Source organism: Caballeronia sp. LZ043 (genome assembly GCF_031451075.1).
GTDB lineage: Bacteria > Pseudomonadota > Gammaproteobacteria > Burkholderiales > Burkholderiaceae > Caballeronia.
In genome coordinates, this window is sequence record NZ_JARUXT010000057.1 from 208,238 (window position 1) to 231,689 (window position 23,452).

The following is a 23,452-nucleotide window of genomic DNA, read 5'->3' on the forward strand; positions in this document are numbered from 1 at the left end:
CGGTCCCGATTCTACACTTTTCTTAGTAGCTAGAGTTGCTTTATGCCGTTCACCATCAGACCGCTTGCCGGATCAGCTAGCCCGGGTAGTCCTAGTTCTGGGTCGACAATGTTGTTGTGCAGTCGCGCATCGACTCACAGAGTAGAGCAATCGAGACGCGGCGGTATGGCGAATCGGTAATGGATCGTACCAGCTACGGATGCTCGATGAAAGGACCCGAGGTGTGTGCTTTTCGCGCTGAGAGCTGCTTCGCCTTTCACGGCAACGGTATCGAGATGCAGGCTTAAACTGGACAATATGAGTGCAGATGTACAGACGAAAACGCATATACTTCGTACGTGCACGGCGTATGATTAGTTGGTTTGGGTCTGCGGGATCACCCGCACACATATCGACACAAAAGGGAAAAGCATGAACGTAAGACAACTAATCGAAGCATTGGAAGGGGTCGAGGACAAAGAGCAGCTTGTGACGCTCGAAACAGGAGAGTCTGTCGTCGCACTGCGCACCCTCTGGCAGGACGCGCGGGGTGTGACTTTAAGCAACAAGCATGCGCCAGACTGACCATGCCCTATCGTGGCCTCGCTCATGCTTGTTGCGACGAAACCGACTGCAGGCAGGAAGCGCGACTTGTGAGGGAGCAGTAACGGCCTCGCAGTGCCGGAAGTCGTACCGACCTTTTTTCAGATTCATCGAGAGGGTCAATAAGTGTCTTGTCGTGATCAAACTTTGATTGAATCGTAGTCTTGAGTAGAGCGCGCAGTATCGCATGCGGAGACTAGTGAGCTATGGATCAAAGTCACTGTCTGAAGCGCAGAACATTGCGCTGACGTCCGCGACGCCTGCTCCGGTCTCACGTCCTATGGCCCAAGGGATCGTATGACGAATATCGTGGGAACAAATCGCGGCGGTGATCGCGCTCGCGCGACGGGATGTTTGACGAGAAAGAGTTTGAGGGCTCGCCGAGGGATGAAGCGCGCTGATCGCGCGCGTCGTGCTGAAGGCAGAGTTCAAGCGTCGCGAGTACAGGCTAAGTCAAGACGATTCGGACAAGGCTGAGCGGTCCGCGCGGATGGTAGTTTTGCGCGCGATGTGTGGGGACAACGATTCGGACGCGTGCTTTGTTGAACACTTCGCCGTTCGCTTGGGGCCCGCCTGCTAGTCGACGTCGCGTTGATCCAGTCTGGCGCACGGCGCGTCGAACAAATCCCGTTAGAAGCTCTTCCGAAAGCGATGCGTCAGAACCTGAAGCGGTCATTCGAACGGGTAGGGGCGAACAAAGGCGTCGCAGGCGTTGATGGTCTGGACATTGACCAGCCGTCGCGCTATCTGATGACGGCGTGGCCAGCGATCCGTGAGCACTTGTTGTAGGGGACGTACCGGCCCCGTCCGGTACGGCGGGTAGCGATCCCGAAACCGGACGAAGGCGAGCGTAAGCTTTGCATCTCGACGGTGACGGACCGGCTGATCTAGCAGGCGCTGCTGCAAATGCTGCAACCAATTCTGGACCGTGGCGTCAGCGTGCACCGCTACGGCTCCCGGCCCTGACGGCGTGTGCACGGCGCGGTCTTGGCCGCGCAGTCGTACGTGCAATCGGGCCGGTGAGTCGTAGCGGACGTTGGCCTGGAGAAGTTCTTTGACGGGGTCAACCACGACATCTTGATCGACCGATTGCATAAACGTATCGGAGCCGCTGGTGTGATCCGGCTGATACGGGCGTATTTAAACAGCGCCATCATGAACGGCGGGATGGTTCAGCGGCTCGATCGGGGCACACCGCAGGGCGGACCGCGATCACCGTTTCTGGCCCATTTGCTGCTCGATGAAATGAAGGGTGAACTGGAGCGGTGGGACCACTTGTTCGTACGCTATGCCGACGATGCGAATGTCTATGTTCGTCGTCGTTGCACGCGTTAGCGGGTATTGGCGCTGCTGGGTCTTTTTTATGGGCACTTGAAAACGCAAGAGGACTATCCCGTTCAGGCCCCTGGCGTGTGGCAGCCGCTCACTGCGTATGCGGCAACGTCGATTCTAGATCGTGCCTGGCCCGATTTGGTCTTGATTCGTCCTGGCCGCGCACACGTGCTGCCGCCAGAGCGGTTGAAATGGTCACGCAGACCACAAGCGCGAATGTCACCCACATGAAGCTCAGATTGCGAAGTTCGTCCCGGTAACAGAAAGCGATGAAGAGAGGTACGGTCAGAACGATCGCGATCAAACCCTGCTGCCGGGCGTGCTTGGGCAGCCCATGCCATCCTGATTTGACGACGAGGGCGACCAACAGCAGATTCAGAAGATTGAAGCCCTTGGTCATCAACATCCCGTAGTTGATCTCCGTTCTTAGATAATTGCGCGGATTGAGCAGATACTGAAGGTGTGACGACAATTGAAACTCCATGACACTGCCATTGTTAAGCGCATATTTGTGCTTGATTACCATGTTGACCGCTGCTGCGACGACAAGCAATCCTCCCGATGTGAGCGCGGTGCGTTTGATGGAAAAGCGCGTCACCATGAGCGGCATTAGCGTCAGAATGAAAAGGAGATACGACTCCTTGTTGAGCGTTGCGACAATTGTGACGAGCGCGAGCATGACCGTCTTTCCCCTTGCGGCAAGCAAGGTGCCGAGAGCCATGAACATCAGCTCCGGCATGTCATAGAAGTATCCGCCTTCCGTCTGAATGAGTGGAAATATCAGGGCAATGACCAGCGGAGTCAGCGTCGCTGCGGTCTTGTCGAATTCATATTCCAGACACACAGCGCGAATCAAGAACATGGTCAGGAACATCGAAAGGAAAGACAGCGCATAGACCACGAAGTAGCGCAGCGCATAGCGCGGATTCGCTGCGTCGCTGGCATTCGGAAAGTATCGGTGAAGCGGGTTTGACACCGGCGGATCTTCTGCAAGCTTGGTCAGGAAGCTCGCTTGCACTCGCCCCGGAATCAGAGCTTCGACCTCATTGGCGACCATCGGCAATAGCTGGCGATAGACAAATGGACGGTCCGCTGTTCCGTCGAGCATCATCGGAAGGGTGTAGTGTGTGCCTTCGGAGAATTGCCACTTGAGCATGAATCCGCCAAACGACGACGCGGCGGCCATGTAGTAGATGAACACTAGAAAGATCCAACCGCTGAGACGCATGAATCTGGATTGCTGGACCATTAGAACGCCCTCGTTCTCTGTCAGGTAATCAAGGAAAGACGTAACACGACTTAGCGAAGTACGCTGGCGACGTCATGCCGTCGCGGAACTCGGAGCGTAGAGCAACAACACGCTCACAATGAGAAGTGCAGCGCCGGCAAGCGTACGTGGAGAAGCGCTTTCCCCTAAGGCGGTGCCCAGCAGCATGATTTCAAGAATCGTGACAGCGACCATCATTGGATAGGCAACGCTCAGTTCCAAGCGTTTCAACGCAATGGCATACAGGATGAATCCGGTGCCATAGGCACCAAGCGCGCCCAGACGGTACAACATTGGCCGCGTGAGCAGTTCGAAAAACACGGTGCCACTATTCGGCGGCAGTTTCCCGGCCACTCGAAGGAGAATACTAGCGAGCGCACTGCAAGAGCCGCTGAGCAAGAGCGTGATATATGGCATGGCTATTCAGATAAGCAGTTAGAGAGCCACAAAACCGTGGCGACGCACAAGAGAAAAGCGTGCACGCTCAACCGATTCTTGACCGCATAGACAGCCGGTTCGTCGTGCATCTCGCCGCGAGAGCTGTGCATTCGCACATGAGCAATCTAGCAAATCTTTTCTCACTCAGGGCATCCTCGAGAAAGCTGCTAGGCAGGAGGTGCGGACTTATAGCGGTGCAGAATCTTGAGAATGATGAGCACGACCAGCAGCCAGATCCAGCTTCCGACAAAACGCCAGGCAGGAATGTCCAGCACCTCAAGAATCGTCAGGAGCGTTGCGACTCCGAGTAAGAGGTCGGCGGCGTCTAGAATGCCGGGACTGACAGTCCGGATCAATAAGTGGCAGGCAAGAGCTGCGACGACACATAGTGCAAAGCTGGCCACCATTCGGTGAACGACCGGAGTAGTAGCCTGCTTCGCGCTGACGCTTCGGCTTTCCGTGCGCGCATCTATATCGTTAATGGCCTGCCGCGGACGGTCCAGGCACTCCCCGTGTTCTCGCCTCATGTCTGTTTATCTCTTTATTTTTATGAATTGTGTGCTTACCTGTTCCTTCCATCAGCGCGCTGGCGCACGCTCCGCCTAGCAATTCCGAAAGGTTTCATGGTCACGGCAGGTTGAGGCAGGCTACGCGCGCTCATATGCAGGCTCTGAAGCGAAAGGCCAGGCGTTGTGCGCTCAAGCATGTAGGCCGATCGGTGAAGATAAAAGTCCTATCCGCGCCATTGAGCCCTGTCGCGACGAGATTAAGCTATGGGTCGCGAGTTGGCATTCACTGACGGCGTGACCGGTCATGTAAGAACGGCTGACGAGCGAATGGCCGGAAAGCGGCGGTCAGCCGCCTGACCAAAGCCGATCCTCGAATGACGGCAATGGCCGATCTACTGTTTTGGAGAGATCGGCTTGAATGACCGGATTGCTTCGCCTGCGGTCTAGAGAAACAGGCGGTTGCACGAACATGCCGAAAACCTATGAGTCATCCGCTCGAGTGCGCATGGATGCTCATAACTGAAAGCTCCGTAGCTCAATGAAGATAGCAGTTGTGCTTCAGACGTCCGCCACGTTACCGGCGAACCGCACGATTTAACTTTTTCAACTGTAGACTTCCTTGCTCGCACAGGCGGAGGGCCCACCGTCTGAACGCGAATCGGGTTAAAGCTCCGGGATGAGGAGTGGATATTTTGCATCTCTGGCTCTCTCGAGTTGCCGCCAGTGTAAGCGCAAAAGCCCAGACTCCCTTGCGGGAATCCAGGCGTCAGAAGCGATACGTCAGCAGCTCTTCGACCGCATGAAAACGCTGTAGCTTAGTTGGCCGCTGCGGCCGTGCTCACAGTCGGCGTCGTACGATCAGGTGCTTCCAGCGGAGGCAGGAACCTGATCTCGCCCGTGATGTTCACGTTGTTATTCTTGTCCGCGATGCGCGACATGATCACCGTGTTGTCGACCGTCCCCCAGTAGTTGTTGGACATATCGAAGGCGTACGGCGAGCAGCTCGTGCCGATGGAATAGCAATTGCCGACGGTGGTGTACAGCGTTACTGCAAGCCGATTTGCGTTCTTGTTGTCCGACGTGAATATGAACGAGTTCAATGTCACGTTAGTCGGCGTCCAGTTGTAGCCAGCCGGCTCCGTCGGGCTCGTGCCCGGGGTGTACACCAGGTCGCCGGTGCTCAAGGTCAGCGGACCCGCCATGCTGACGAACAAGTTGTTCTTGACCGTCGTGCTGGCGTCGAATGAGAAGCCTGCGGAGTCGATGAACGTGTTGCGCTCGATATCGCCATTACGGCCTACGCTCGGTGCGCCATTCGCATTGAAGCTCTGAGCCCCGGCTTCCGTGCTGAACAGGACGTTTGCGCGCTCAACGCGGGAGTCGAGCAAAACGACCTTGCCCGCCGAGCTGTACGGCAGCGGTGTCTCAAAAAGGTCCGCATACTGGATGCTGACGCTGCCTGTCTGCGCGTTGTTGATGCCGGCGCTGTATAGCTTGACATGTTGCGCTTGAGAGCCTTGGATCTTGATCACGCCCGCATTGGTAATGGGCGAGGTGCCTACGAGCGTCGAGACGCAGCCCGTGCACGGCATGTACCGCGGACCTTCGACCACGGCCCCGGCCTCGATCGCCAACGTTGCGTTTGCCGCAACCTGAACACCGCTGGGCACGTAGTACGGCGATTTCTCAGCCGTCCAGGTCGTGTTTTCCTTGATGATCGTCGTGCTGTCGAGCACCGTTTTCGGCATCACGTACACATAGGTCTTCGCGAGTTTGCCGTTGATGTAGCAAACCGAGGACGTCTCAGTCGTTCGAACCACCGCCACCGCAGGCTGCCAAAGCCACGGCGGTAAGCAAGGCAAGGTAAGTCTTCATCCCGATCCCCGATTTATTAGGTTTTTAATGAAAACACTGCTACGTCGGCGGGATAATATGCAGAGGAAGGGTTAGTAATGGTGCGGCAGCTAACAGAAGCCCTCAATTTGCTGACGATATCCCTGCAAGTTTTTCCGAGCTGAAAGCTGGGCTTTGGCTCGTCGCCAACGTTGAGGTTGTCGCGCGCGGGCCATGGGGAAGTGCGAGTGCGGCACTTCCGGGCGTGGCGTTTTGCGAGATCGCCGGCCGCGGGCCGGCAATGGTAGTGACACTGTGCGATAAACCACAGCGCGCAACCGGTCGCTTGCGAAAGGCAGGCGAGCCAGGTTGGAACATCACTGAGTGCCAGCACGAGGGTAGCCTTCATGCCCATGAGCACCACCGCGGTCATAGCAACTTGACCGACGGCCCGTTCGCGAAAGTGCCTTTCGATATCTCGCGTTTCGCGATCGAACGCCTCATCCGGCGATAAGCCGTCCGCTTCCAATTCTTGTTCGAACGTCGCGCCGTTGCGCTCGAGCTCATTGCGATATTCTCGGGCGCGGGGAGACAAATAATGCGTTAGATCCGGCGCCGTACAGGCAGTATTAGCGTGGCATGGGCACGTCGTTTAGCGTGAGGCGAGTCCGCCGGCAACTCGCTCAACTTCGTTGATCCCAAGATCGAACAGGTGCGAGAAGAAGCGAATCATGTTCGGCAGCATCACGTGCAGGAGCAGCATGGTGACGGGAAACTCAATTTGGAAAATTCCGATTTGCGACGCAATTCAGGATGCTGAGCGCGAGGTTCGCGATGAGGACCGCGGCCACCACCGGTAGCGCCATCAGCATGCCGGCTGTGAGCATCAACTCCGTCCCTAGGTCGCTAGTGTGTGCTAGCCTGGCGCCTTGAGTCGCTCGAGGAGGGCGTTGACTCAAATGCGGCGGCGATCGGACCGCAGAAAATCTCATCTGTCCGCGATGGTAGTGGAGAAGTGCCGATTGCGGCCAGTTTCGGCCCAGACTGTGTCAAAACGCAATTTTTGACGCATTAAAATGGCTCATCCTACAGCGGAGGATGAGCGAGATGAAGCGGTTCGTTCAAGGCGACAGTCGTACACAGAGCTTTCTCCTCCCTGAAGCACTTGATGATTACGTGAGGGACACCAATCCCGTGCGCGTAGTCGACGTTTTTGTAGACGAGCTTGATCTTCAGACACTCGGGTTTGCAGGTGTCGAGCCAGCGCTAACGGGTCGGCCTTCGTATCATCCGGAGGTGATGCTCAAGATATATATTTACGGCTACCTGAACCGTATTCAATCCAGTCGGCGCCTTGAACGCGAGGCTCAGCGCAACGTCGAGCTGATGTGGCTCACGGGTCGCCTTGCCCCGGACTTCAAGACCATTGCGCGATTCCGTAAAGACAACGGCAAAGCAATCCGCAGCGTCTGTCGTCAGTTTGTCATGCTCTGCCAGCGTCTTGACCTGTTCGCAGAAGCCTTCGTTGCAATAGACGGCAGCAAGTTCAAGGCGGTAAATAATCGCGACCGCAACTTCACGAGCGCCAAGCTCGAACGACGCATACGCGATATCGAATCAAGTATCGCCCGCTATCTCGAGGCGATGGACACGGCGGATCGTCAGGAGCCTGCAATCGCGAAGGCCAGAACAGAGCGACTACAGGACAAGATTGCAGCCTTGAAGGAACAGATGCAAAGCCTCAAGGCAATTGAGGTCAGGCTGAACGAAGCACCGGACCGACAGGTGTCGCTCACGGACCCGGATGCCCGTTCGATGAAGACGCGCGGGACTGGTGTCGTCGGCTACAACGTCCAAACGGCGGTAGACACGAAGCACCATCTGATCGTCGCACACGTCGTGACCAACGACGGCATTGATCGTGATCAGCTGGCGTCGATGGCGAAGCTTGCCCGTACAGAGATGGGCGTCGGCAAGCTGACTGCAGTTGCAGACCGTGGCTACTACAAGAGCGAGGAGATACTCGCATGTCATCAGGCTGGAATAACCGTATTCGTTCCGAAGACGGTGACATCGAGCGCAGCGGCTCATGGCCGCTTCGGCAAGGAAGACTTCATTTACGACGCAAAGACCAACGAATTTCGATGCCCGGCCGGCGAGCGGCTCATCTGGCGATTCTCAACCATTGAGCGCGGCCTGAAGATCAGTAAGTACTGGAGTTCGAAATGCCAGCAATGTTCGCTAAAAGGGGAATGCACGCCGGGGCCCCAACGTCGCGTAGCGCGCTGGGAGCACGAAGCTGTTCTTGATGAGATGCAGGCACGGCTTGATCATGCGCCCGAGATGATGCGTATCCGGAGACAGACTGTCGAGCACCCGTTCGGCACGATCAAGGCATGGATGGGCGCCACTCATTTCCTGACACGAACCATTGAACGGGTGAGTACTGAGATGAGCTTGCAGGTGTTGGCGTACAACATGAAGCGAGTAATCAAATTACTCGGTTCAGAAGCGCTTACGAGTGCGATGCGGGCGTGAAGCCCGTACGGGCTTATTTGATCCTTCGCAATCTGGTGACTGTGAGTTGACGTTCGGCTTGCCGGGTCGACAAGCTGCGCTCAGCGCTGGGACAGGTTTCGTCGATTCCCACAGATTACGTGTTTTGACACAATCTGGGCCGTTAGTTTTCGTAGGGTTGCGTCACTCATGCGACCACCTCGCTTGAAGACCGGTCGTCGGTGCGCAACCGCTCATCCTTGACGTCTAGGATCACCATCGGCGGCTGCGCGGATCCCCGCAAGCTGCTGATCCACGCCCCCGCTGCCTACTATCGCTTGTTGCTTGGCTGCGGATACGGGACAACCAGCTCGCGCCGATGCCGGTTCTGTCTTCCCTATGACCTACTTACCTTCCTTGCCCAGTCGTGGAAAGGTTCTAAGTGCTCTATCGCTGCTTTGAGATCTTCGAGAGAGTCGGTAGCAGGATTGAGCGCCGTCGAGATCGTAAGGTGCGGGGATACAGTCATCGATTTGGGTTCTGGCTTTAAACCATCCTTTTTCAGCACGCTCACTGTCTGGCGACTGCGGCCAAGAATAATTGCGATCTGCGTCCAAACATCCAAGTGCTTCTGTCAGGACATTCAGCCAAATCTCGTTGGTGAGGTCATCAAGTTGAAACTCCTCCCCGCCGATGAGCTTCTGGACTATCTCGGGCCTAGAGGGACCTTGCCATGCATCGCGAGCAAATCGCAGGCTGATGTTCTTTGCGTCTTTACCTGCGGCTACATGCAACAACGTAGGGACAGCCAGCTCAGATCGAATTAACGAAGCAATAGGCCAGTCACGATATGCCAATCCCTCGAGGTTTACTCCTAAACGAGCTCTCCCTTCATTCGGAAACACCTTGAGATTCCATTGCACACCTTCGCATCCGTCACTGATTCCGAATTCCGGCTTGAACCCTCGAGTTTCTTTCGTACCCCCACTTTTCCCTTGCTCACTGCCGATACCCTCTCGCTCCGCGCGATTGTGATCTCCTTCAGGTCTGCCGAGCTTGTCAATATGGATTGAACCGCGACGATGGCGTCGTCGGGATGGAGATTGAAAAATTCGCGGCGTCGCTGCCGAAAAGGGAATAGCTTGGCGTGTACAAGTGATTCGAATTTTCGGCAGTCATTCACTGCGAGTTGATGAGTTACTTCCCAAATAAATTCGCCTGTCGAGCTTCGATTGATCTCTGCACAGCGCGCGAACGGATCTCCAGCTGTTCGCCCGATTTTGCTGACCGGCAGATCGATGTCTGCAACCCCAAGGATATATACATACCCTTCGTCTGCGTCCAGTTCGCTCCATATCTCTCGTTCTATTAGTTTGGTTGGAATAGGCCACGTATTGCGGACGTTCGCCCGCGCTTCTCTTGCAATTGGAATTTCCGCTCGGGTAGCCGAAGACGTCGGTTTGAAGGTGCTGTCGCTTCCTCAACCAACCCGGCCACTTGTGATTAAAGAGTCTAACCGAATCTGAATGTTGGCCGAGCGAACGTCCTCTGGAGTGAGCAAGTAAATGGCGATTATGAGGTTCGAAGCGGCGTGGGGGCTTTGCATGCGTCGAATGGTGACTGAGGGTCGAAAGTGCGAACTCGCTGATGCACAAGTTGCGGTCCCTTCTGTGGGAGGGCGGCGATGTCAGCATCCCGCAGAGCTGCGGACGTCGAATAGACGCGGCTTCAACGTCCCCAAAGGTCCATAAGGGCGTCGGTCCTACCAGAGACTTCAGTCTGGGCATACACCCGTGGCGCACTATCGCGTGCCGCGCTTGCCCTTTCTGAAATTCAAGGGTTTTCTCTTTGAGTCCTCGCTGGCATCTCACCGGGGCCTTAGATAAAGCTGCTTCTGAGCCTGACCGGGTAGGGCACGCTCTTCCGTCACGAAGATGTCCTTGCGCGACCTCACCAAGTCGGATAGCTTCCTGAACCCATAGACCCGGGGGTCAAAGTCCGGCTTGAGTTTCGTGAGGTAGCTCCCAAACGTGCCCAAATGCGCCCATCCATTCTCGCCCGACGACTGGTCGAGCGCCGAAAGCATGAAATCCTGCGGGAGACTAGGTGCCGCGGCTTGGGTAAGCGCTGTTGCCGGCGGCAGCGCAGGCGCCGCCGTGAGTCCGGGCTTGACCGCTGCCGATAGGGATCCGGTCTCAGCAGGCCGCAGCAACTCCGTCAGGACGAACTTGTTGCAGGCATTCCGGAATGCGTCGGGGGTCTTCTGTTCCCCAAAGCCCAACACGACCAACCCTTCCTCTCGAATTCGGGTCGCCAGCCCGGTGAAGTCGCTGTCGCTTGTCACGAGGCAGAAGCCATCGAAGCGCCGCGTGTACAGCAAATCCATCGCATCAATGATGAGGGTGCTGTCGGTTGCGTTCTTGCCCGTGGTGTACGCGAACTGCTGGACTGGCTTGATGGCGTACTTCTGGAGGACCTTCTTCCACGAAGCGCTGTGCGGAGAAGTGAAGTCCCCATAGATGCGTTTCACAGTTGCCTCCCCGAATCTTGCAACTTCCGCCAAAATCCCCTCGATGACCGCAGCTTGAGCATTGTCGGCGTCGATTAGGACGGCAAGCCGCAGAGCAGGTTCTTCCGCTTCGATTTTGGCAACGAGTTTGGGGGTAACCATATTGGCATTGGCAAAGTGTTCGGGCTTCAACATGATACCTCTCTAATGCGCAGACTCATCGCCTTCAGGCTAGAGCGAACGTGAGGGTGTCCCTCTGACGCCATCACCTATTTCATCGGTGCGTTGCGGTCCGTTGTTAAGGACGGAGCCGCCACTTGGACGTCCGTATTGGAACGCTACTCAACGTCGCAAGATGGCCGAGTTCGGCAATGCGATTGCTCCGACGGTCACGGCGAAAAAGAATGGAGGAAGAAAATGTAACTCCCATCAACTCAATGGGAGTCTGTCATGGAAAGCAATCAAAGCCGTGAGCCCTGGAACAAACGCAAGTTAGTTGGTCAGAACTCGCCGCTTGCTGTCGATCGCAAGATTGAATGGCCCTAGAATGGAAACCGCGCGGGTGCGACCTCTGAAGCGGAAAGACGTCTGGGCAATCCGGATTCACCTCCAGAACGCGCACGCGATGAGTCGAAGGCGTCGATGTTTATGCTATGCAATGACATTGACACGCGCGGAATCCGACGGTAACCTTTCCAACGGGTTTGGAGACACCCTGCTGGATCGTCGGCGCCGCCAACGCCGAGAGCAAGTTCTTCTCGTATCGGTAAACGGACGACTATCACGACACGCGCCCACATGGGCTATCTTTCTTCCCAATGGCGGCCTTGGGGAAGGGGATGGCATTGAAGTGGAGAATTGTGTGTCTCACCATCCCTCATTCGCCGGCAATCGGCTCGGTTACCTTCTGCTCCGTGACGGGCATGCTGTACCGCTCCGCGGTATATCCCCCGAAGAAATAAAGGCTGGCGCGAAACATCGCGTGCCCAACCCTGATGTCGAGCCTTTGCGGCATCGCCAGTGCCTCAACGCCATTGTCGATCGACTTGGTTTCAGCGGCGATTTCGGCACCTTCCAAAACGAAGGTTGGCCCGATTTTCAAAAATTCCTAAATCGTAATGGCTGCACGCGCAGAGTTGGAGTTTTCCCAGTCGATCACGGCGGGAGCATCGACCTGCATTTTGGCTCGTATGGTGGCCCGCAGCCGCGACAACTCGCAGATCGCATCTTCGAGGCACCGAACGCTCGCCCGAAGCGCGTGTTCTTGGGCTATGGCGTTGATTGGGCGGCCTGGGACTGCGGCAATGGCAACACGGTTCCTTTCGCGGCCGTTGCTCCGACGCCGGCTGATGGCGAAACTGCACGTCGACGTGCGGCCGATCTCTTCTCGCGTCGCCATGACTTACTTGGGCAATTCGGGTTCATTGATGACAAGTTGGTCGATGGGTCGCCGAGAATCGTCGTCGATAAAACGTATTGGACACTTGGTTCGGACAGCAATAAGCGAGAACGAAGCTTGCAGAAGATCACCGCCGCGGTCAGTGCGTTTCGTGCGGTGTTTGACGGCCAGGTTGAGGGATGGGTGGATGTGCTTCCTTATCGCGACCGTCTTGTTGTGCTTCGCGCGCACGATGGCGGATGGGACCTGTTGTGGCGAGACTATCGGGAGAAGGAGCCGCCAAATCCTATGCTCGTCGGAAACGCTTTACAACTTAGCGTGGAGGACCTTCCATCCCATCTGATGAACGAGAGCGACCGCCGGCGCGCGCTTCACTTCCGAAAAAACGTGTGGGAGGAGATGGAAGCGCACGAAGCTGAGCAAGCTTTTTACGACAGAGGCGGAAGCATCGCACGACGCCAGACGACGAGTGACGCCGACGTACTGTTAGCATGGATCCGAGAGAAGGGATTGCTTTCAACACCTGATCGCGTTAGGTGGGAGGGACCGCTCCCTCATGGCTTCAGGATCGTTCGAATTGGGGAGCGCAGGGTCGCATTGAGCGACATGATTACTGTCGATTCCTATCGGCGAATGCTCGTGGAAACCGGATACGGTGACCGACGCTCCATGAGCGACGAGCCGTGGGAGTTTGCGAATGGAGATACGTCGATCAAAGCCCCCGTCGGTGCTTCCTGGACTGACGCTCAAGTCTATTGCTCGTGGAAAGAGCGGAAGATCGGCGTCGCATTGCGGCTTCCGACAAGGGAGGAGCTTCGGGCAATCAGGCCCGCTTTTTCGTCCCATTATGGGAGGCTTGCGGGACGTGATTTCCCTTGGGAGGACTTCCCGCCTCGGCCGATAGCTGCCGATAACGCGTCGGATATTGCGTGCGAGGTTCCATCGGCACTTGTATGGTCTGAGCCTCGCTTCCTCGAGCCTCATGCAGACCTGCCGCAGTATCCAGCAGACAGCGGATACTATAAAAAATCACGTAAGCGGCGGATAGCCGACTTTCCCCCGCGGGGTTGCTGGAAGAGTCCGTTGCCGATAGCCGCGTATGACGGGCTCGAATTCATCGACGCATGGGATGCCTATGAATGGTGTCAAGAGAAAGGCTGGATTAGCGGACGTTTCTGGGAGGGCCAAATTGCGCCAAACTGCTGGGGCGCATACAAGAACGTTAAGGTTACCTTCCGTCTTGTCATTGATCTCGCGGAGTGAGTCTATGCTTACCGCTACAGCTAAAAGCTGCTTCAGCCGCCGTGGAGCCCCGAGAAGCACCTATCCGGATCGCGTGGCCGCCGAACTTGGAGCAGAGCTTGTCTTGTCAAAGTACAAAAGTCACATGGTGCCGTATCGTTGCACGGACTGCGGCTTATGGCATCTGTGCCCCATGACCCGTTACACACCATCTGAACATTGTGATTTTTGTTCAAAACAGGCCTACGAGTCGGAGATTACCGCCGAGCGTCGTGCCGAGCTACTGGAGCTAGAGCGCGGCGTGTGGCTCCGAGTATATGCTTGTCCACATCGGAACGGGTGGCATCTGACAAGTCGACGCAGAGCCTAGTAATGACGGCTCGTCCACATTGAAGAGAGCAAACATTCTGGGAGCCATCTCATAATCGGTCGGCGATGTTGACACTCTCATCGTGAAAACTTCGCGTTGACCGCTCATGGCAGTGACGCGCCTCAATTGTTGGGCGCGTCGTTTGTACTAAGTCCGCTGGGGCTCTCCTCTAATGTGGGGATTGGCCGCGTAGCAGAGATCCTTCCGAAAGCTGACTTTCGAAGATGCTTGAAAGCCGTCATCGACGGATCAGAAGCTCAATCGACAAGTACGGGTCGGGAGCGGGGGTTCACTGATGGGGGCAACTACCGTCCACCTGCGCGGTCCCACCAACGTCAGCAATCCAGCAGGCTGCAGACGCGAAACTCAGCCAGCATAAACGTCCGCAATGGCCGAAATACGCGCGTCGCGCATCCGGGACGGCTCGGCCAGTAACAGTCGCTCCCAGCACATTGCAACAAGGCCAGTGCTGCAGACGCCACGAGAGCGGTGTCAATCCGGTGCCGATTCACCGCATCTGCGGCGAACGTTTAGCTTCACTTCCTTCAGAATCGCGCGAGCAGATCCGCTGCGGCGCGTCGGTCAACACATAAGGTGCGGTAAACCGAATGGTCGCCGCACAGCGGAGCGATTACGAAGATTTCCAAGTCTGTGCGCTTATCGCTAACGGCTTGCAACGATTTTCGCCGCTATCGAGCACGACAAATTTCAGTTCGACCCCGATGCCCGTCCATCCGAGGGCTTCGTTGGATCGGCAAGGCCAGTCAGCGACCAGGACCCCGAGATTCCCTTAGCGGATGCTTCTTGACCTCGGTATCGCCCGCCAGTTGCCTCTGCAATCCATCGAGCACGACGTCGATGTAGCGATCGAAGCTCTGTCCAAGCGCGCGGTTCGTCCCTCCCTTCCATCGCACGATGAACGCCTGATTCGACATACGTGTCATGTTTGCGGTCAGCAGCGGAAAAGCATCCCGGCCAAGCTCTTCGAAACGTGTGCGCAGCCGGTTCTCCCATTCGTCGCGCTCATCGGCGCCGTGCCCGGCGAATTCGAGCGTGACAAAGCCGACCATTGCAGTGATCACAGTGTTGTAGACATGGATCAGCTCCTCCGACTCGAAGCCCGCCGATAGCAACGTCTGCAGTATCGCCTCGACCATAGCGGGATTCATACTGGCATTCGATATGATCTGCGACCCGAGCAGCGGCGCGACGTTCGGATGTCGTGCAATTGCGGAACGATAGCGATGAAACAGTTCTTTCAGCCAGTCGCGCCAGCGGCCGGCGGGAAGCGGCGGGGGGGTGAGGTCGCCTAGCGCGCGCGTGATTACCTCGACGAGCAACTCGTCGCGGCTCGTCACGTACCAGTAGATCGCGGTCGGATAGACGCCGAGTTCTCGCGCAACATCTCGCAGGCTAAAGGACGCATAACCCTTGGCATCGATCAGCGCGAGTGCGGCTTCCACGACGCGTTCCCGCGAAAGCCCCTGATCGCGTGCCGAGCGCCCCCTGCGTTTTTTTTCCGGCGCAGCCTCTTTCTTTTTTCTCAACGTGACTTCCCGAATTCAAACTTGACCGAGCGTCACTCTACTGCAATCGGTGCCGTCACGCGACACGTCCGGGAAAACCCGGGAACACGGTCGCTTGCACGATTTAATTGTACGGCGTACATTAAAATCCAGTCGACAGGACGGACGCTGCTTACTTGCCGTATCTCGCTGAAAATGAATGCCGCCGGCGCAAGTGGCGGGATTTCCTATTTGATTAGTCATACTATGCAAAGGACCGACTCATGAAACTTAAGGCGCTTACCTTCGACTACTTCGGCACGCTTGTCGACGTGACCGCGGGAGGCATACGCGGCATCGAAGCGGTGCTGCAGCGTCTGTCTCTCGACTCGGCGAAGTCTGCCGCCGAGGTCTATCTCGACTGGGACATGCGCGCGGTGCAGACCTACCGAAGCCACGCCTACATGCGCTATCGCGTGGTGGCGCAGCATGCGCTCACGGGCGCACTGGAAGCGCTTGCGGAAGGTTGCACGGACGGCCGCGACATGGCGGCGCTGACCGAGTTTCTGCTCACGCATCTGGTCGAGTCGTCGCCGCCTTTCGACGACGCCGTCGCCTTTCTCGACTGGGCCCGCGAACACTTCACGCTGATGCCCATCACCAATATGGACACGGACCTGTGGCGCCGAAGCCGCCTCGTGAGCTATTTCACGCACGTGACGACGGCCGAAATGGCGCAAGCGTACAAGCCCTCGGAAACCATCTTCAGGAAAGGACTCGCGACGCTCGGCCTGAATGCCGAGGAGGTCTTCCATTGCTCGATCGGGACCTGGGCGGACATCGACGGCGCGAAGCCGCTCGGCATCCGGGTCGCCTGGATCAATCGCGGCGATGAACGTCTGGGCGACTGGCAGGCGCGTCCGGACTATGAATTTCCCACGCTAGTGCCCGTGCGCAGCGTGCTGGAACGTCTCATCGACAGGTAACAGGAGCACGATCATGCGCATCTCATCAATCAAGACGCTCGTGCTATGCGTGAGCGTGGCGTTCGCGGCGCCGGTCGTTCAGGCGGACACGCTCGTGAAGATCGGCGTGGCGGGGCCGCTGACGGGGTCGCAGGCCGCAAGCGGCAAGGACAACGAACGCGGCGCGAAACTGGCTGTCGACGACCTCAATACCAAACACATGATGCTCGGCGGCCAGCCGCTCCGGTTCGAGCTGATTTCGGTGGACGACCAGTCGGATCCGAAAGCTGGCGTCACGGCCGCGCAACAACTCGTGGACAGCGGCGTGATCGCGGTCATCGGCCACTGGAACTCGGGCGTGACGATTCCCGCGTCGAAGATCTACAACGACGCCAAAGTGATCATGATCACGCCCGCGGCCTCGAACCCCGCGTTGACCGTGCCGGGCTATCCCTACGTGTTTCGCCTCACCACCGACGACAACGTGCTCGGCGCGAAGATGGCGGACTACGCGGCCAACACGCTGCATCTGAAGCGCGTCGCCGTCATCGACGATCGCACCGCGTATGGTTCGGGCGTCGCGGATGTGTTCGTCGCCACCGCGAAGAAGCTCGGCATCGATATCGTGACGCGCGAGTACTCGACCGATCACACGGTGGACTTCAAGGCTGTGCTGTCGAAGATCAAGCCGACCAAGCCGGACGGCGTCTTCTACGGCGGCTACTACGGTCAGGCCGCTTATCTGGCGCGGCAGATGCGCGACCTGGCAGTCAACGGCGTCCTGATGGGCGGCGACGGCTTGTGCGTCGGCGAATTTCCGCGCCTCGCGGACGGCGCGCTCGACAAGAAGATGTACTGCCCGCAAGGCGGCACGCCGCTCGGCGCCTTGCCGGAAGGAAAGCGCTTCGAGACGCGCTTTAAGGCGGCGTACGGCGTGAATCCGGACCAGAAGGGCCCGTCGTTCTACACCGCGACCATGATGATCGGCGACGCGATCGCCGCCGCGCAGTCGCTGTCTCCGGAAGCACTCGACAAGACGCTGCATCAGACAACCTTCAACACGCTGTTCGGTCAGGTGCGATTCGATCAGCGCGGCGAATGGATCAAGGCGCCGATGACGGTGTACTGGTCGGCGGGCGGATCGATCGTGCCGGTCGACTGAGCCGAAACACGACACCGGTCATGAACGAATCTCGAACCATCCAGGAAATGTATGCTCATTGAAAGCACATCCACCCCGCAGCTCGATGTGGAAGGACTCGCCCGCGCCGCGGAACGAGCCGCCGAACGCTTCGCTGAATCGAATCCGAAGAGCGCCGCTGCGCATGTCGATGCGCTCGCGGTCATGCCCGGCGGAAACACGCGCTCCGTGTTGTTCTACGCGCCGTTTCCGCTGACGATCGCGCGCGGCGAGGGCAAGCGCCTGTGGGATCTCGACGGCCACGCGTACACGGATTTTCTTGCCGAATACACGACGGCGATGTACGGCCACAGCCATCCGGTGATCCGCGCGGCCATTATCGCGGCGCTCGACAATGGCCTGAATCTGACGGGCCACAACACGCTGGAAGTGCCGCTCGCGCGCCTGTTGCGCGAGCGTTTCGAGTCGGTCGAGTCCTTGCGTTTCACCAACTCCGGAACCGAATCGAACCTGATGGCCATCGCGGCGTCGCTTATCTTCACGGGGCGCAGGAAGGTCGTCGCTTTCACGGGCGGATATCACGGCGGCGTGCTCACCTTCGGCAGCGGCAACAGTCCTGTGAACGTGCCGCATGAGTTCATCGTTGCGACCTACAACGATCTGGCCGGCGTGCAGCAGATCTTCGCCACGCACGGCGACGAGATCGCCGCGGTCATCGTCGAACCGATGCAGGTGGCGGGCGGATGCATCGTCGGCGAGCCGGCTTTTCTTGCGGGCTTGCGCGAGCTCACGCGGCAGCATGGCGCGCTTTTGATCTTCGATGAAGTCGTGACCTCGCGGCTCTCGGGCGGCGGGCGGCAGGCGCTGCTCGGGATTCGGCCGGACCTCACGACCTTCGGCAAATACATCGGCGGCGGCATGTCGTTCGGCGCATTCGGCGGACGGTCCGACGTGATGGCGCAGTTCGACCCGCGCAGACCCGGCGCCACGCCGCACGCGGGCACCTTCAACAACAACGTGCTGTCGATGTCCGCGGGCCATGCGGGTTTATCGCAGCTTTACACGCCGGGTGCGGCCGCCGCGCTCAGCGAGAAGGGCGAGCGGCTGCGCGCGCGCCTGAACGGGCTGTGCCGCGAGCGCGGCGTGGCGATGCAGTTCTCCGGCATCGGCTCGCTGATGAACCTGCATGCGGGCGTACAGCCGATTCATTCGGTGCAGGACTTCGTCGAAGGCGAGTCGCCGCTCAAGGACCTGTTTTTCTTTCACATGCTGGAGCGCGGCTGCTACGTCGCGCGGCGCGGCTTCATCGTGCTGACGCTGGCGCACGACGAGAGCGATCTCGAACGTTTCGCGGAAGCGGTGACGTCGTTCGTCGATCGTCATGACGTGCTCTTGCGCACGCGCTGAATCGTTCACGGAGACCTCGTTGATATCCCATCAGTCACAGGCGGAAACGAAGCGCCTGCGCAGCCGCCGCTGGTTCGACGATCCGGCGAATCCCGGCATGACCGCGCTGTATCTCGAACGCTACATGAACTACGGCATCACGCGCGAGGAGTTGCAGTCCGGCAAGCCGATCGTCGGCATTGCGCAGACGGGCTCGGATCTCGCGCCGTGCAACCGCCACCATATCGAACTCGCGAAGCGCGTACGCGACGGCATTCGCGACGCGGGCGGCATTCCGCTCGAGTTCCCCGTGCATCCGATCCAGGAAACCGGCAAGCGTCCGACGGCCGCGCTCGATCGCAATCTCGCCTATCTCGGCCTGGTCGAAGTGCTGCACGGGTATCCGCTCGATGGCGTCGTGCTCACGACCGGCTGCGATAAAACCACTCCCGCCTGCCTGATGGCGGCGGCGACGGTCAACATTCCGTCGATCGTGCTGTCGGGCGGCCCGATGCTCGACGGCTGGCATCGCGGCAAGCTGGCGGGTTCCGGCACGGTCGTGTGGGAGGCGCGCAAGGAGCTTGCGACCGGACAGATCGACTATGACGGGTTCATGGAGAAAGTGGCGGCTTCCGCGCCATCGGCCGGACATTGCAATTCCATGGGCACCGCGCTGTCGATGAACGCACTCGCCGAAGCGCTGGGCATGTCGCTGCCCGGTTGCGCGTCGGTGCCCGCGCCGTACCGCGAACGCGGCTGGTTCGCCTACGAGACGGGCAGGCGGATCGTGTCGATGATCGCGGAGAACCTGCGGCCGTCGGACATCATGACGCGTGAGGCTTTCGAGAACGCGGTCGTGGTCGCCGCGGCAATCGGCGCATCGTCGAACTGCCCGATACACATGATCGCGATCGCGCGTCACATCGGCGTGCACCATACGCTCGACGACTGGCAGCACGTGGGCGCGCAGATTCCGCTCCTGGTCGATTGCCAGCCGGCGGGGCGCTTTCTCGGCGAAGCGTTTCACCGTGCCGGCGGCGTGCCTGGCGTGATGCGCGAGCTGCTCCATGCGGGCCGGCTTCATCGCGATGCGCTGACCGTGACGGGAAGCACGCTCGCGCAGAATCTGGCCGGCGTAGCCGAGCCCGACCGCGAAGTGATTCGCGCGTTCGATGCGCCGCTGAAGGCATCGGGCGGCCACGTCGTGCTGAGCGGCAATCTGTTCGACAACGCCGTGATGAAGGTCAGCGTGATCGACGCGCGCTTTCGCGAGCGCTTCCTGTCGAATGCTGCCGATGCGGATGCGTTCGAAGTGAAGGCGATCGTGTTCGAGGGCCCGGAGGACTATCACGCGCGTATCGAAGATCCCGCGCTCGACATCGACGAACACTCGATCCTCGTCATGCGCAATTGCGGCCCGGTGGGCTATCCGGGCGGCGCCGAAGTGGTGAACATGCAGCCGCCCGCTGCGTTGATCCGGCGTGGCATCGACACGCTTCCGACCATGGGCGATGGCCGGCAGAGCGGCACGTCGGGCAGTCCGTCGATCCTGAACGTGTCGCCGGAGGCAGCGGTGGGAGGCGGACTCGCGTTGCTGAAGACCGGAGATCGCCTGCGTATCGATCTCAACGCGCGGCGTGTCGATCTGCTCGTATCCGCCGATGAACTCGCCGCGCGCCGCGCCGCGTGGGCCCCGCCCGAGCTTGTAAATCAGACGCCGTGGCAGGCCATCTATCGCAGCATGGTGGGGCAGCAGGGCAGCGGCGCGTGTCTCGAACCGGCGACGCTGTTTCTGAACATCGTCGAGACGCGCGGCGAAGCGCGCGATAACCATTGATGGAGCGCGCATGAATCGACAAGAAGACGCGAACAAGCCGCGTGTGGGCATCGTGACGGGAGCTGGCTCGGGCATCGGCAGGGCGGCGGCAATAGAACTGCTTCGGGAAGGCTGGTCGATTGGCCTGCTCGGCAGGCGCCGCGAGCCTCTTCTGGAGATTGCGCAGACCCGCGAGTTTGCGGGCCGCGCGCTCGCGCTATCGTGCGATGTGTCGGATGCCGACGCCGTGGCGACGTCGTTCGATGCCGTCGTCGCGCATTTCGGCCGGCTCGACCTGCTGTTCAACAACGCGGGCGTCGGCAATCCGCCGGGGCCTTTCGAGACGTGGACGCCGCAGCAATGGCGCGGTGTCGTCCGCGTGAACCTCGACGGCATGTTCTTCTGCCTGCAGCGTGCCTTCCGGATCATGTCGGAGCAGACGCCGTGCGGCGGGCGCATCATCAACAACGGTTCACTGTCGGCGTGGGCACCGCGGCCCAATTCGATCGCATACACGGCGACCAAGCACGCCGTGACCGGCCTCACGCGCTGCGCGTCGCTCGACGGCCGCATGCATGACATCGCCGTCGGTCAGGTCGACGTCGGGAATGCGCATAGCGTGCTGGCCTCGGCGATGGCGCACGGTGTGCCGCAAGCGAACGGCACAATCGCCGCCGAGCCGCTGATCGATGTGGCGATAGTTGGGCGCTCGGTCGCGTACCTGGCAGGTCTGCCGCTCGAAGCCAACGTGCTGTTTCACACGGTCATGGCAACGAGGATGCCGTTTGTCGGCAGAGGCTGATGCGCAAGCGTGCGCAGAGGGTAGGTGTGCAGTGGATGACGACACCGATGCCGCTGACCTCGTGTCGGCTTTGCTCACGCTGCAAGTATTTCGGTCCAGGGGCGTCCAGTGCTGGCGGCAGTAATCCGGTGCACGAAGCCCGTGTGTTTCGAATGGCGGCATCGCGTTGTGCAGCCGCTCTAGGATGTGTCGCGTCTGCAGGTCGCAACCGGTATGACTTATAAGACGTCCCCGTCGAACAGCTTTCTCACTAATAACCTCCCGCAGTAGAGGCCGGATCGGAAGCATTCAGCCTTTAGCAAAGTCGACCGCGTCTAGCTCGAGGTGCTTGGAAGGACGAGCCAGGAGCTTCCGTGCGGCGACAGCATGAATGCGATCGAATCCGTTGCGGAAGACTGTCAGCGTCCGATCGTTGTCTGCATTCGGCGCCAGCCAGAAGTAGGTTTCGAGGGCTGTGCGTGCGACGACGCAGGTCACGGATTCGCCGCGCCAGGGTAGGACGAATGTGAGGGTGCGTTGATCCGCCGAAACTTGCGGTTCCGGTAGGGGCGCTTTCAGAGCGGGATTGCTGATACGTGCGTGCATGAAATCAAATAGGGTGATTCGGAGCGTTACCAGTCGATTCGGTGCTTCTCGTCGGTCTCTTGATGGCGTCGGTCGTCATCCATGTGCAAATAGAGGCTTGTCGTCGTCAACGAAGCATGTCCAAGGCTATCGCGCACGAGGCGCAAGTCGACGCGCCGATCAGCCATGTGAGATCCGGCGCTGTGCCTCAGCCAGTGTGCCGAAGCCTTCTCCAATAACTCGGCACGTGCGGCGAACATCTCGTCGCGCTCACGAAGTCTGGTAGCGGCCCCTACAAAGACCTCTTTGACGATCGCATGCAGCGCCGCGCGCGTAAAGGGCGCGCACGTCTGTGTGCCGCCGCTGTCTGCCGTCGCGCCAATCGGCAAAATCAGCGGCGTGTCTTCGTTGGGTGAGGGCAGTGCACTCAGTCCGAGGTGCTGTCGCTATCGCGAGAGCTCGTTCATCATTTCGCGCGTGGCCGGCACTAACCGTTCCTTGCCGCCCTTGCCATGCACGCTCAGCCACCACTGGCTCTCGGCATTGCTATCGCGGGGAACGAAGAACTGGCCCATCGTATCCCACTGACTTCAGCAATGCGCGGGCCGCCAAGGTAGAGCAGAGTGAAGACCCATCTCACGCGATACGCATGGGCGGCCGCTCGGTCGGTGTCGCGCGGCATGGCCGCGTTATGGTCCTTGACCTCTTGCCAGATGCACGGCTCCAGATAACGAGTAATGCGCGGTGCCGCCAGTCGGTCATGTTGCCGGGACAGCAAGAGCTGACTACCCGCGAGATAGCCAGCCTGCACCAGCCACGAAAATAGCGCATTAAGAATCACGATGGCCTGGCGCTGACTGGCGGGCGAGAGCGGCCCATAGAACGGACGCCAACGTGCGTCGGTGCGCGCGTACTTGCGGCCGCCGCCCGCGACCCAAGTCGCGGCCGGCTGCGGATCGGCGAGGAATTGCTGATAACGCACGCAGTCCTCGTGCGTTGAGGGAGGAAAGTGGTTTGGCCAGCATTACAAGGGACCAGAGCAAGAGCCGCTCGGCTTCTTTTCGGTAGTTCTCGAAAGTGGTCTTGGTGCCAATGAAGCGGGACAGCCACGCACGGCTCGCGTTGAGATCGTTACTTGCGGAAATTTGCGCGCGTCCCGACGAAGAGCGGCTCAGACCCGCGCTGCCGTCCAATTCAAGGGGAATGATGAGCGTTTCGAACGGTGCAGGCTGAAGCGCACATGACATGGATTCCGGCAGGACAAGCTTCATGGTCACCTCAGTTTGCTTTTCGAAG

At 59.0% G+C, this 23,452-nt stretch carries 17 protein-coding genes and 3 pseudogenes; 8 read left to right on the top strand and 12 right to left on the bottom strand.

Annotated elements, in window-relative coordinates:
• Positions 1-1,206: 1,206 nt before the first annotated feature.
• Positions 1,207-1,914 (top strand): annotated as a pseudogene (locus QCE64_RS37450) (reverse transcriptase domain-containing protein); the annotation flags it as partial.
• A gap of 91 nt (positions 1,915-2,005) precedes the next feature.
• Here the strand turns inward: QCE64_RS37450 and QCE64_RS37455 are convergent.
• From QCE64_RS37455 to QCE64_RS37480, 6 genes and pseudogenes are all read right to left on the bottom strand, one after another.
• Complete coding sequence (locus QCE64_RS37455; RefSeq protein ID WP_310009455.1) at positions 2,006-3,163, bottom strand: hypothetical protein; 1,158 nt, start codon at positions 3,161-3,163, stop codon at positions 2,006-2,008.
• 72 nt (positions 3,164-3,235) lie between these two features.
• Positions 3,236-3,598 carry a ligand-binding protein SH3 gene (locus QCE64_RS37460; RefSeq protein WP_310009456.1) on the bottom strand — a complete coding sequence of 121 codons (363 nt, stop codon included), beginning with the start codon at positions 3,596-3,598 and terminating at the stop codon, positions 3,236-3,238.
• Between the two features lie 188 nt (positions 3,599-3,786).
• Positions 3,787-4,146 (bottom strand): hypothetical protein, encoded by a 360-nt coding sequence (locus QCE64_RS37465; protein WP_310009457.1) that lies wholly within the window; start codon positions 4,144-4,146, stop codon positions 3,787-3,789.
• Between the two features lie 797 nt (positions 4,147-4,943).
• On the bottom strand, positions 4,944-5,954 hold the full coding sequence (locus tag QCE64_RS37470) for a hypothetical protein (RefSeq protein WP_310009458.1): 1,011 nt from the start codon (positions 5,952-5,954) through the stop codon (positions 4,944-4,946).
• Between the two features lie 65 nt (positions 5,955-6,019).
• Positions 6,020-6,556: a hypothetical protein gene (locus QCE64_RS37475; protein WP_310009459.1), complete on the bottom strand. Its 537-nt coding sequence runs from the start codon at positions 6,554-6,556 to the stop codon at positions 6,020-6,022.
• A 57-nt stretch (positions 6,557-6,613) separates the two neighbouring features.
• Positions 6,614-6,836, bottom strand: a pseudogene (locus QCE64_RS37480) (flagellar biosynthetic protein FliR); the annotation flags it as partial.
• Between the two features lie 232 nt (positions 6,837-7,068).
• Here QCE64_RS37480 and QCE64_RS37485 point away from each other — a divergent pair.
• Positions 7,069-8,499: an IS1182 family transposase gene (locus QCE64_RS37485; RefSeq protein ID WP_310009517.1), complete on the top strand. Its 1,431-nt coding sequence runs from the start codon at positions 7,069-7,071 to the stop codon at positions 8,497-8,499.
• Between the two features lie 362 nt (positions 8,500-8,861).
• Here QCE64_RS37485 and QCE64_RS37490 read toward each other — a convergent pair whose 3' ends face one another.
• The 3 genes from QCE64_RS37490 to QCE64_RS37495 all read right to left on the bottom strand — a co-directional run bounded on the left by QCE64_RS37490 (position 8,862) and on the right by QCE64_RS37495 (position 11,161).
• Positions 8,862-9,380 (bottom strand): hypothetical protein, encoded by a 519-nt coding sequence (locus QCE64_RS37490; RefSeq protein ID WP_310009460.1) that lies wholly within the window; start codon positions 9,378-9,380, stop codon positions 8,862-8,864.
• On the bottom strand, positions 9,332-9,889 hold the full coding sequence (locus tag QCE64_RS38070; protein ID WP_404988051.1) for a GIY-YIG nuclease family protein: 558 nt from the start codon (positions 9,887-9,889) through the stop codon (positions 9,332-9,334). The genes QCE64_RS37490 and QCE64_RS38070 overlap by 49 nt, the downstream gene beginning before the upstream one ends.
• A gap of 435 nt (positions 9,890-10,324) precedes the next feature.
• Positions 10,325-11,161 (bottom strand): NYN domain-containing protein, encoded by an 837-nt coding sequence (locus QCE64_RS37495; RefSeq protein ID WP_310009461.1) that lies wholly within the window; start codon positions 11,159-11,161, stop codon positions 10,325-10,327.
• A gap of 667 nt (positions 11,162-11,828) precedes the next feature.
• Between QCE64_RS37495 and QCE64_RS37500 the strand changes: the two genes are divergently transcribed.
• Complete coding sequence (locus tag QCE64_RS37500) at positions 11,829-13,628, top strand: SUMF1/EgtB/PvdO family nonheme iron enzyme (protein WP_310009462.1); 1,800 nt, start codon at positions 11,829-11,831, stop codon at positions 13,626-13,628.
• Positions 13,629-14,741: 1,113 nt separating this feature from the next.
• On the opposite strand, the gene QCE64_RS37505 is transcribed toward QCE64_RS37500, so the two are convergent.
• On the bottom strand, positions 14,742-15,524 hold the full coding sequence (locus tag QCE64_RS37505; RefSeq protein WP_310009464.1) for a TetR/AcrR family transcriptional regulator: 783 nt from the start codon (positions 15,522-15,524) through the stop codon (positions 14,742-14,744).
• Between the two features lie 242 nt (positions 15,525-15,766).
• On the opposite strand from QCE64_RS37505, the gene QCE64_RS37510 reads away from it, so the two are divergent.
• From QCE64_RS37510 to QCE64_RS37530, 5 genes are read left to right on the top strand one after another with little or no spacing between them, the layout of a single operon-like run.
• Positions 15,767-16,468, top strand: coding sequence for an HAD family hydrolase (locus QCE64_RS37510; protein ID WP_310009465.1), 702 nt, complete (start codon positions 15,767-15,769; stop codon positions 16,466-16,468).
• Between the two features lie 13 nt (positions 16,469-16,481).
• Positions 16,482-17,609, top strand: coding sequence for a branched-chain amino acid ABC transporter substrate-binding protein (locus QCE64_RS37515; RefSeq protein WP_310009466.1), 1,128 nt, complete (start codon positions 16,482-16,484; stop codon positions 17,607-17,609).
• Positions 17,610-17,660: 51 nt separating this feature from the next.
• Positions 17,661-18,995, top strand: a complete 1,335-nt coding sequence (locus QCE64_RS37520; RefSeq protein ID WP_310009467.1) for an aspartate aminotransferase family protein — start codon at positions 17,661-17,663, stop codon at positions 18,993-18,995.
• Positions 18,970-20,811, top strand: coding sequence for an IlvD/Edd family dehydratase (locus tag QCE64_RS37525; RefSeq protein WP_404988026.1), 1,842 nt, complete (start codon positions 18,970-18,972; stop codon positions 20,809-20,811). The genes QCE64_RS37520 and QCE64_RS37525 overlap by 26 nt, the downstream gene beginning before the upstream one ends.
• A gap of 10 nt (positions 20,812-20,821) precedes the next feature.
• On the top strand, positions 20,822-21,592 hold the full coding sequence (locus QCE64_RS37530) for an SDR family oxidoreductase (protein WP_310009469.1): 771 nt from the start codon (positions 20,822-20,824) through the stop codon (positions 21,590-21,592).
• Between the two features lie 288 nt (positions 21,593-21,880).
• On the opposite strand, the gene QCE64_RS37535 is transcribed toward QCE64_RS37530, so the two are convergent.
• Positions 21,881-22,177, bottom strand: a complete 297-nt coding sequence (locus tag QCE64_RS37535) for a DUF1488 family protein (protein WP_310009470.1) — start codon at positions 22,175-22,177, stop codon at positions 21,881-21,883.
• Between the two features lie 26 nt (positions 22,178-22,203).
• Positions 22,204-23,403: pseudogene (locus QCE64_RS37540) on the bottom strand (tyrosine-type recombinase/integrase).
• Positions 23,404-23,452: the final 49 nt, after the last annotated feature.